Origin of the sequence: Promicromonospora sp. NPDC060271, from assembly GCF_042726755.1 — a bacterium.
Lineage (GTDB): Bacteria > Actinomycetota > Actinomycetes > Actinomycetales > Cellulomonadaceae > Promicromonospora.
Genome location: NZ_JBHXBG010000222.1, coordinates 1 through 8188 on the forward strand (window position 1 = coordinate 1; position 8188 = coordinate 8188).

An 8188-nucleotide genomic window follows, 5' to 3' on the forward strand; every position below is an offset into this window, starting at 1 on the left:
TCTCAAGGCAAAGGACCGAACTCGCGAGTCAGGTCGTGCAAAGGGCCGAAGCCGGTGGGTGAAACCGGCGTTTCGTGAGGGTGACCTGCTGGGAATGTGGTTGAAACGCCGCGGTGCGAGCATCGAAGAGTGATCAGCCATATCGAGAAGTCCGGCACGTCCCTGGCCGCCATGAGCCCGGACGACGAGACCTGGCTCGCCCGCGCCGTCGAGGTCGCCACCCGGAACGTGGCCGACGGCGGTGGCCCCTTCGGGGCCGTCGTCGTGCGCGACGGCGTCGAGGTCGCGGCGGCCGGGAACCGGGTGACCCGCGACCTCGACCCCACCGCACACGCCGAGGTGGTGGCGATCCGGGCCGCTTGCCAGGCCCTCGAGACGTTCTCGCTGGCCGGGACGACGCTCTACGCGTCGTGCGAGCCGTGCCCGCTGTGCCTGTCGGCGGCGCTCTGGGCCCGCGTCGACCGCGTGATCTTCGCGGCGGACCGGCACGACGCCGAGCGGGCCGGCTTCGACGACCGCGAGTTCTACGAGCTGCTGGCGCGGGACCGGTCGACCTGGCCCCACCCCGTCGTCGAGCACCGGATCGCCCGCGCGGGGGAACCGTTCGAGGCCTGGCGCTCCCACACCTCGCGCACCCCGTACTGACCGCCCAGGTAACGATCCGGGCGCGAGCCGAACGTTTTACGGCGGCGTAACCCGTGGACGCCAGGCGCGAAACCGTGGGTCCCTAGCGTCCGGCGAAATGGAAACGCGGGTTTCGGCTCACCCCGCCCAGCTCAACAGGAGAACCACACATGATGCTTTCCCGTCCTGGGCGCGCTGCGCGCCTGACGGCCGTCGCGGCCGCCTGCTCGCTCGCCCTCGCGGCGTGCGCCTCCGGCGACGACGCCCCTGCTGAGGGGGAGGGCCTCGGCGACCTCACGGTCCAGCTCTCCTGGATCAAGAACGCGGAGTTCGCCGGCGAGTTCATGGCGGACAGCAAGGGCTACTACGCGGACGCGGGCTTCGGCGAGGTCACGTTCAACGCCGGCCCCGGCGCCACGGAGAACCTGGTGGCCTCCGGCAAGGCCGACTTCGGCCTGACCAACGCGGTGACCGTCGGCCAGGTCGTGGCCAACGAGGACGCGCCCGTCAAGATCGTGGGCACCACGTTCCAGAAGAACCCGTTCACGATCCTGTCCCTCAAGGACGGCGCGGACATCGCGACGATCGAGGACCTCAAGGGCAAGAAGATCGGCGTGCAGGACGGCGGCAACGGCCTGCTGTTCTCGGCCCTCCTGGCGGCCAACGGGCTGACCGAGGACGACGTCGAGATCGTGCCCGTGCAGTACGACCCGCAGCCGCTGGTCAACGGGGAGGTCGACGGGTTCCTCGCGTACGTGACCAACGAGTCGATCATCGTCTCCTCGCAGGGCCACGAGGTCACCAACCTCCTGTTCGCCGACAACGGGCTGCCGTTCGTCGCCGAGTCGGTCATCGCGACCGACGAGACCATCGCCGAGCGCCCCGAGGTCGTCAAGGCGTTCCTCGAGGCCGAGATCAAGGGCTGGACCGACGCCTGCGCCGACCTGGAGGGCGCCGCGAAGCTCGCCGTCGACGAGTACGGCAAGGACCTGGATCTCGACCTGGACAAGGAGGTCGAGCAGAACACCATCCAGTGCGAGGAGCTGATCAACTCCGACGAGACCGCCGAGAACGGCCTCTTCACGATCAGCGACGAACTGCTGGCGCAGAACATGGCGACGTTCGAGGCTGCCGGGATCGACGCCGCCCAGGAGGACGTCTTCGACCTGTCGCTCCTCGAGGAGCTGCTGGCGGAGAAGCCGGAGCTCAAGGGCTGATCGTGACAGACCAGTCCGGCACCGGCCTGCACATCGCGGGCCTGTCCAAGACGTTCGGTTCGGGCCGCAGGACGGTGACCGCGCTCGACGACGTCACCCTGCACACCGACCAGGGCAGCTTCCTGTCCCTGCTGGGCCCGAGCGGCTGCGGCAAGTCCACCATCCTGCGGATCCTCGCGGGGCTGGAGGCGCCGACGTCGGGCACCGCCAAGGTGGACGGCAAGGACCCCGCGCAGCTTCGCGCCGGCCACGAGCTCGGCATCGCGTTCCAGGACTCTGCCCTGCTGCCCTGGCGGTCCGTCGAGTCCAACCTGCGGCTGCCGTTCGAGGTCTCCGGCGAGCCCGTCGACCGTGAGCTGATCGCCGAGCTGATCCGGCTCGTCGGCCTGACCGGCTTCGAGAAGGCCAAGCCCGGTCAGCTCTCGGGCGGTATGCGCCAGCGGGTGTCCATCGCGCGCGCCCTGGTGGTCAAGCCGTCGGTGCTGCTGCTCGACGAGCCCTTCGGGGCCCTGGACGACATGACCCGGCAGCGCCTCAACCTGGAGCTGCTGCGGATCTGGACCGAGAAGCCGGCGACGACCCTCATGGTCACGCACGGCATCTCGGAGGCCGTCTTCCTGTCCGACCAGGTGGCGGTCATGAGCCCGCGCCCCGGCCGGATCAAGGAGATCATCGAGGTGGACCTGCCGCGCCCGCGCCTGCCCGAGATGATGCGCAGCCCCGAGTTCCACGCCCTGCACGACCGGGCGTCGGAGCTCCTGTTCGGGGACTCGGCGGCCGGCGATGTCTGACCGCGCCCGCGCCTGGCTGGGCGGCGGGGCCGGGCTCGCCGGCCTCGTCGCGCTGTGGTGGCTGCTCGCGCTCACGGTGTTCGACGGTTCGTCGATGCCGACGCCGCCCGGCGTGCTGCGCCAGTACGCCGCCGACGGCTGGGCGTTCTACGCGAACAACTTCGGTGGCACCGTCGTCGAGGCGCTGATCGGGTTCGCGTGGGGCAACGGCCTGGCGCTCGTGCTGGCGGCCCTCGTGCTGCTCACGCCGCGGCTGGAGCCGGTGATCTCGCAGATCGCCGTCATCAGCTACTGCGTGCCGACCATCGCCGTCCTGCCGATCCTGTACATCGTGCTCGGCCCGCCGGACCCGGGCGACCCCGCGCCGACGGCGGTCGTGCTGGCGGCGCTGTCCGTCTTCTTCACCACGGTCGTCGGGGCGGTGCTCGGGTTCCGGTCCGCGGACCGGGCGGCGCTCGACGTCGTGCGGGTCTACGGCGGGGGCCGCTGGAAGCAGCTTGTCACGGTGCAGCTCGTGTCCGCGCTGCCGGAGATCATCAGCGCGCTGAAGATCGCGGCGCCCGCCGCGTTCCTCGGCGCGATCCTCGGCGAGTACATCGGCGGTGTGGACCGCGGCGTCGGACCGGCGCTCGTCGCCGCGGGTCAGGGCCTCATGGTCGAGCGTGCCTGGGGAATCATGTTCGCCTGCGCGCTCGTCGCGGGCATCGGGTACGCGGTGTTCGGCGTGCTGGGCCGGGTAGCGGTGCCGTGGTCGACCGGAGGGGGACGAGGATGAACGAGCTCTCGACCAGGGGAAGCACCGGCCGCGCCCTCGTGACCGGCCTGGGCCGGGCGCTCGGCACGGCGCTGCTGATGCTGGCGGTCCTCACCGTCGTGTGGGTCGTGTCGGTGGCGCTGGTGGACAACACCTTCGTCGCCAAGGGCCCGGCCGAGGTCTACGAGTTCCTCTTCGCCGACGACGACGCCGCCGCGACCCGCGCGGAGATCGTCACCGCGCTCGGCGTCACGCTGGGCGACGCCGCCATCGGGTTCGTGGCGGGCATGCTCGCCGCGACGGTCGCCGCGGCCCTGATCGTGCTGTCCCGGCCGGTCGAGACCGCCGTCATGCCGGTGGCGCTGATCCTGCGCGCGGTGCCGCTCATCGCGCTCACGCCGATCATCCGGCTGCTGTTCTCCGACGAGCTGGTCCGCGTCGCCGTGGTCTCCGGGATCGTGGTGCTGTTCCCCGCGCTGGTGAACATCGTCCAGGGGCTGCGTTCGGTGTCCGGGCAGATGTCCGACGTCGTGCACGTGTACGGCGGGGGACCGTTTGCCCTGCTGGTCAGGGTGGCGTTCCCGTCGGCACTGCCCGCGCTGTTCGCGTCGGTCCGGATCTCGGTGCCGGGCGCGATCACCGGGGCGCTGCTCGCCGAGTGGCTGATCACCGGCCGGGGGATCGGCAGCATGGTGGTCAACGCCGTCGGACAGTCCGAGAACAACCTGGTCTGGGCGTGCGTCCTGGTGGTGACGCTGGCCTCCCTGGCGCTCTACCTCCTCGCGCAGATCGCGGAGTCGTTCGTCCTGGCCCGGTACGGCCGGTGATCGGACCGGGCGAGAACGGGGTTATGTTCCTGGGGTGCGCCCGGACGAACACAAGCCCGTTCCCGTCGTCCCTGTCGGGGTGGTGTTGGCGGCGGGTGCCGGGAGCCGGTTCGGGATGCCCAAGGCGCTCGCGCGGGCCGACGACGGCACACCCTGGCTCGAGCTCGCGTGCCGCGCGCTGCTCGACGGCGGCTGCGCGGACGTCGTCGTGGTGCTCGGGGCGCGGGCCGACGAGGCGCGAGAGCTGGTGCCCGCCGGCGCCAGGGTCGTGGTCGCCGCCGACTGGGCGTCCGGGATAGCGGCCTCGCTCCGGGCGGGCCTCGCCGCGGCGGAGAGCGCCGCAGGGGAGAGCGCCGCGGCGGCGAGCGGGCCGGCCGGCGGGGCGACGGCGTTCGGAGGGCCGGCCGGCGGGGCGGGCGGAGCCGACGTCGCCGTCGTCTCCCTCGTGGACCTGCCCGGCCTGCGGGCCGACGCCGTCCGCCGGGTGCTCGCCGCCGTGTCCGGGGCGCCGGACGCCGCACGGCACGCGCTCGTCCGCGCCGGCTACGGCGGCGCGCCCGGGCACCCCGTGGTGGTGGGCCGCGCGCACTGGCGGCCGCTGGCCGACGCGGTACGGGGCGACACGGGTGCCGGTCCGTACCTGCGTGCTCATGGCGCCGTCGCCGTCGACTGCACGGACCTGGGCGGCGGGGACGACGTCGACCGGGCAGGCCCCTGACCTTCCCCGAGCACTGCCCGAATCCTGTCGCAGTGACCGGTCCGGCTACGTAGTCTCTGGAGCGTGCCGGAACACCGGACGAGAGGCCCGAGCCGGAGGTGGTCCGATGAACGCAGCGGCCTGGTCGGTTCTCCTGGCCGTCCTGGTGACGGGGTGGGTGCTGCTCGACGGAGCCGTCCAGGGCGCCGGTGCGACCCTGCTGCAGGAACGCGGCCACGCCGGCGGGGACCGGCGTCGCGAACCGGCGGAGCGGCGCGTGGTGCTCGGCGCCGTCGGGCCGCTGCTGGTGCCCGGCGAGGTGTGGCTGGTGGCCGCGCTCGGGGTGCTGATCGGCGTGTTCCCGCACGCAACGGCGGACCTGCTGGACACGGGGTCGCCGGTGGCGATCATGCTGGTCGCATCCTGGGTGCTGCGCGACGCCGGGATCTGGCTGCGCAGCAGGCGGCCCGGCAGGATCTGGCGGGACATGTGGGACGTCGTCCTCGTGGTTGCGAGCATCGCGCTCGCCGGGAGCTGGGGCGCGCTGCTCGGCGTGGCGTGGGGGAACGGCCTCGCGGCCCTGGCCCTCGGCATCGTTGCGGTGGTGGTGACGCGCCTGCACGGCGACGCCGTCGTCGCGTGGCGCCTGCGTCGTACGGGACCGCTGCCGGTGATCGTCACCTCCGTGATGATCACGGCGCCCGTCGTCGGGACGGCCGTCGCCGCGTGGCCGCGTCTCGTCGGAGGTGGGATCTCCCCTGAGGCCATGGCATCGCTCGGGTTCGTGGTTATTGCGGTGCTGCCGGTGATCCTCGCGCTCCAGGTCCTCGCGTGGCGGCTCGTCGCGCGCCCGCTGGGCGAGCGGGACACCCGGTTCTTCTGACGGGTCGTTCCGGGTCTGTTCTTCTGATCGCCGCCGGGCCTTTGCTACGGGCCAGGGCGAGATGCCGGTAAAGTCCTGCTCACCATGACCATGAAGAACCGCATAGTCTGCGCGCTGCTCGGCGCGCTGGCTTTCGCCACCGCGACCCTGCTCCTGCCGTGGCTCCCGGACGCGCTGGTGGCGCTGCTCGGGTCCGGTGGCGTCCTGCTGTTCCTGGCCGCGCTCGTGCTGCCGACGAACACGCGCCAGCCGCCGGTGCACAGCCTGACGATCCTCGACAAGGGCTACCTGACGCCCGCCGAGATCCACCAGGTCCTCGGGATCTGGCTCCCGACCGGAAGCTCCTCCCTGGACGCGAGGGACGCGCAGTGGACGGTCGCCCGGCACGTCGCCAAGTGGCGTGCTGACCATGTGGTCAACGTGATGGACTTCCACGGCGTCGTCGCCGAACGCCGCGTCGAGCTGCTCTCGGTGGTGCAGTGGGTAGGCGTGCAGCTGCTGCCCGCGTTCCTCGGCCTGATGTTCCTGATCCCCACGCTCGCTCTGACGGGGTTCGAGAAGATCGCCAACAACTTCCTGCAGACGATCCTGCTCTTCGCGATCTGGGGGACGGTCGCGCTCATCGTCCGCGGTGTGCTCGAGAAGCACGTGATCCACCGGTTCGTGTGGGAGCCGGAGCTGACGTCGGACGGCACCCGGTTCGTCGAGCGGTAGGTCTCGACGGGCTGGACCCGCGAGGGGCACGGAGTGTCAGACGCACCTGGGATGATGTTCTCGTGCCCCTGTACCGAGACGACGCGATCGTGCTGCGCACCCACAAGCTGGGTGAGGCGGACCGCATCGTCACGTTCCTGACGCGTGAGCACGGCAAGGTGCGCGGGGTGGGCAAGGGCGTGCGCCGCACGTCGTCCAAGTTCGGCGCGCGGCTGGAACCGTTCATGGCCGTCGACGTGCAGCTCCACACCGGCCGCAGCCCGCGGCCCGGCATGGGGCTCGACACCGTGACGCAGGTCGAGACGATCGGCGCGTACGCCCGCCGCATCTGCGAGGACTACACCCTGTACACGGCCGGCACGGTGATGCTGGAGGCCGCCGACCGGCTGGTCGCGCAGGAGCACGAGCCGGCGGTACAGCAGTACTGGCTGCTCGCCGGCGGGCTGCGGGCGCTCTCCGAGCGGCACCACGACGCCGGCCTGGTGCTCGACTCGTACCTGCTGCGCGCGCTCGCGGTGGCCGGCTGGGCGCCGTCGTTCGAGGACTGCGCGCGCTGCGGCGAGCCGGGGCCGCACCACTCGTTCAACGTCGCGCAGGGCGGCGCCGTCTGCCCGCGCTGCCGGCCGCCGGGTTCCACCGCGCCGGCACCCGAGACCTTCGCCCTGCTGTCCTCGCTGCTCGCGGGCGACTGGGAGACCGCCGACGCGTCCGACGCGCGGCACCGCAAGGAGGCGAGCGGCCTCGTCGCCGCCTATGGCCAGTACTACCTGGAGAGAACGTTGCGATCGTTGAAGATGGTGGAGCGCTGATGGCCCGGACCACGGGCCGCGAGCTGGTCGCGCCCTTCCCGCACCCGTCCGGCGCTCAGGCTCCGCGGATCCCCAAGGAGTTCGTGCCGCGCCATGTCGCCATCGTCATGGACGGCAACGGGCGCTGGGCGAACGCCCGCGGCCTGCCCCGGATCGAGGGCCACCGAGCGGGTGAGATGTCGCTGCTCGACGTCGTCGCCGGGGCCGTCGACGTCGGCGTCGAGTACGTCTCGGCGTACGCGTTCAGCACCGAGAACTGGAAGCGCTCACCCGAGGAGGTGAGCTTCCTGATGAACTTCACGCAGGACGTGATGCGGCGCCAGTGCGACGTCATGGCGTCGTGGGGCGTGCGGATCCGCTGGGCCGGACGCCGTCCGAAGCTGTGGAAGTCGGTGATCAACGTGCTCCAGGAGGCCGAGGAGCGCACGAAGGACAACGACCTCTGCACCCTGACCATGTGCGTCAACTACGGGGGCCGGGCCGAGCTGGCCGACGCCGCCGCCGCCATGGCCCGGGACGTCGCCTCCGGCCGGCTGAACCCGAACCGGATCAACGAGAAGACCGTGCAGAAGTACCTGTACCTGGCCGACCTGCCCGACGTCGACCTGTTCCTGCGGTCGTCCGGCGAGCAGCGCACGTCCAACTTCATGCTGTGGCAGGCCGCGTACGCCGAGATGGTGTTCCTCGACGAGCCGTGGCCCGACGTCGACCGCCGGCACCTCTGGCGCGCCGTCGAGGAGTACGCGAGGCGCGACCGCCGCTACGGGGGCGCGCTCGACGCCCCGCAGGCCCGGGCGTAGAGGCGGCCCGACTCAGGGGCGACAGTATGAATTCGGGGTCGGTTGCTCTGAGTAGATGATGTCTACTCAGAG

10 protein-coding genes are annotated in these 8188 nt (G+C 71.6%); all 10 read left to right on the plus strand.

Going from position 1 to position 8188, the window contains the following annotated elements; translation table 11 throughout:
- Positions 1 to 171 precede the first annotated feature (171 nt).
- Entirely contained in the window at positions 172 to 645 is a 474-nt protein-coding gene (locus ACFWE2_RS23275) for a nucleoside deaminase (RefSeq protein ID WP_377226592.1), read from the plus strand.
- Between the two features lie 149 nt (positions 646 to 794).
- The gene (locus ACFWE2_RS23280; protein ID WP_377226584.1) at positions 795 to 1841 is read left to right on the plus strand and encodes an ABC transporter substrate-binding protein; all 1047 of its coding nucleotides are present in this window, start codon (positions 795 to 797) and stop codon (positions 1839 to 1841) included.
- Between the two features lie 2 nt (positions 1842 to 1843).
- Positions 1844 to 2632 (plus strand): ABC transporter ATP-binding protein, encoded by a 789-nt coding sequence (locus ACFWE2_RS23285; RefSeq protein ID WP_377226585.1) that lies wholly within the window; start codon positions 1844 to 1846, stop codon positions 2630 to 2632.
- Entirely contained in the window at positions 2625 to 3407 is a 783-nt protein-coding gene (locus tag ACFWE2_RS23290; protein WP_377226586.1) for an ABC transporter permease, read from the plus strand. Before ACFWE2_RS23285 ends, ACFWE2_RS23290 begins: the two co-directional genes overlap by 8 nt.
- Entirely contained in the window at positions 3404 to 4213 is an 810-nt protein-coding gene (locus tag ACFWE2_RS23295) for an ABC transporter permease (protein ID WP_377226587.1), read from the plus strand. Before ACFWE2_RS23290 ends, ACFWE2_RS23295 begins: the two co-directional genes overlap by 4 nt.
- A 115-nt stretch (positions 4214 to 4328) precedes the next feature.
- Positions 4329 to 4931, plus strand: coding sequence for an NTP transferase domain-containing protein (locus ACFWE2_RS23300; protein ID WP_377226593.1), 603 nt, complete (start codon positions 4329 to 4331; stop codon positions 4929 to 4931).
- A 106-nt stretch (positions 4932 to 5037) separates the two neighbouring features.
- Complete coding sequence (locus ACFWE2_RS23305) at positions 5038 to 5793, plus strand: cytochrome d ubiquinol oxidase subunit II (RefSeq protein ID WP_377226588.1); 756 nt, start codon at positions 5038 to 5040, stop codon at positions 5791 to 5793.
- 84 nt (positions 5794 to 5877) lie between these two features.
- Positions 5878 to 6507, plus strand: a complete 630-nt coding sequence (locus ACFWE2_RS23310; RefSeq protein ID WP_377226589.1) for a hypothetical protein — start codon at positions 5878 to 5880, stop codon at positions 6505 to 6507.
- 62 nt (positions 6508 to 6569) lie between these two features.
- Positions 6570 to 7316 carry a DNA repair protein RecO gene (gene recO / locus ACFWE2_RS23315; protein ID WP_377226590.1) on the plus strand — a complete coding sequence of 249 codons (747 nt, stop codon included), beginning with the start codon at positions 6570 to 6572 and terminating at the stop codon, positions 7314 to 7316.
- Positions 7316 to 8116, plus strand: a complete 801-nt coding sequence (locus ACFWE2_RS23320; protein ID WP_377226591.1) for an isoprenyl transferase — start codon at positions 7316 to 7318, stop codon at positions 8114 to 8116. Before recO ends, ACFWE2_RS23320 begins: the two co-directional genes overlap by 1 nt.
- Positions 8117 to 8188: the final 72 nt, after the last annotated feature.

Coding starts and splice junctions, on each gene's coding strand:
- ACFWE2_RS23275 (WP_377226592.1), top strand. CDS start 172: ATGAGCCCGGACGACGAGACCTGGCTCGCCCGCGCCGTCGAGGTCGCC.
- ACFWE2_RS23280 (WP_377226584.1), top strand. CDS start 795: ATGATGCTTTCCCGTCCTGGGCGCGCTGCGCGCCTGACGGCCGTCGCG.
- ACFWE2_RS23290 (WP_377226586.1), top strand. CDS start 2,625: ATGTCTGACCGCGCCCGCGCCTGGCTGGGCGGCGGGGCCGGGCTCGCC.
- ACFWE2_RS23295 (WP_377226587.1), top strand. CDS start 3,404: ATGAACGAGCTCTCGACCAGGGGAAGCACCGGCCGCGCCCTCGTGACC.
- ACFWE2_RS23300 (WP_377226593.1), top strand. CDS start 4,329: ATGCCCAAGGCGCTCGCGCGGGCCGACGACGGCACACCCTGGCTCGAG.
- ACFWE2_RS23305 (WP_377226588.1), top strand. CDS start 5,038: ATGAACGCAGCGGCCTGGTCGGTTCTCCTGGCCGTCCTGGTGACGGGG.
- ACFWE2_RS23310 (WP_377226589.1), top strand. CDS start 5,878: ATGACCATGAAGAACCGCATAGTCTGCGCGCTGCTCGGCGCGCTGGCT.
- ACFWE2_RS23320 (WP_377226591.1), top strand. CDS start 7,316: ATGGCCCGGACCACGGGCCGCGAGCTGGTCGCGCCCTTCCCGCACCCG.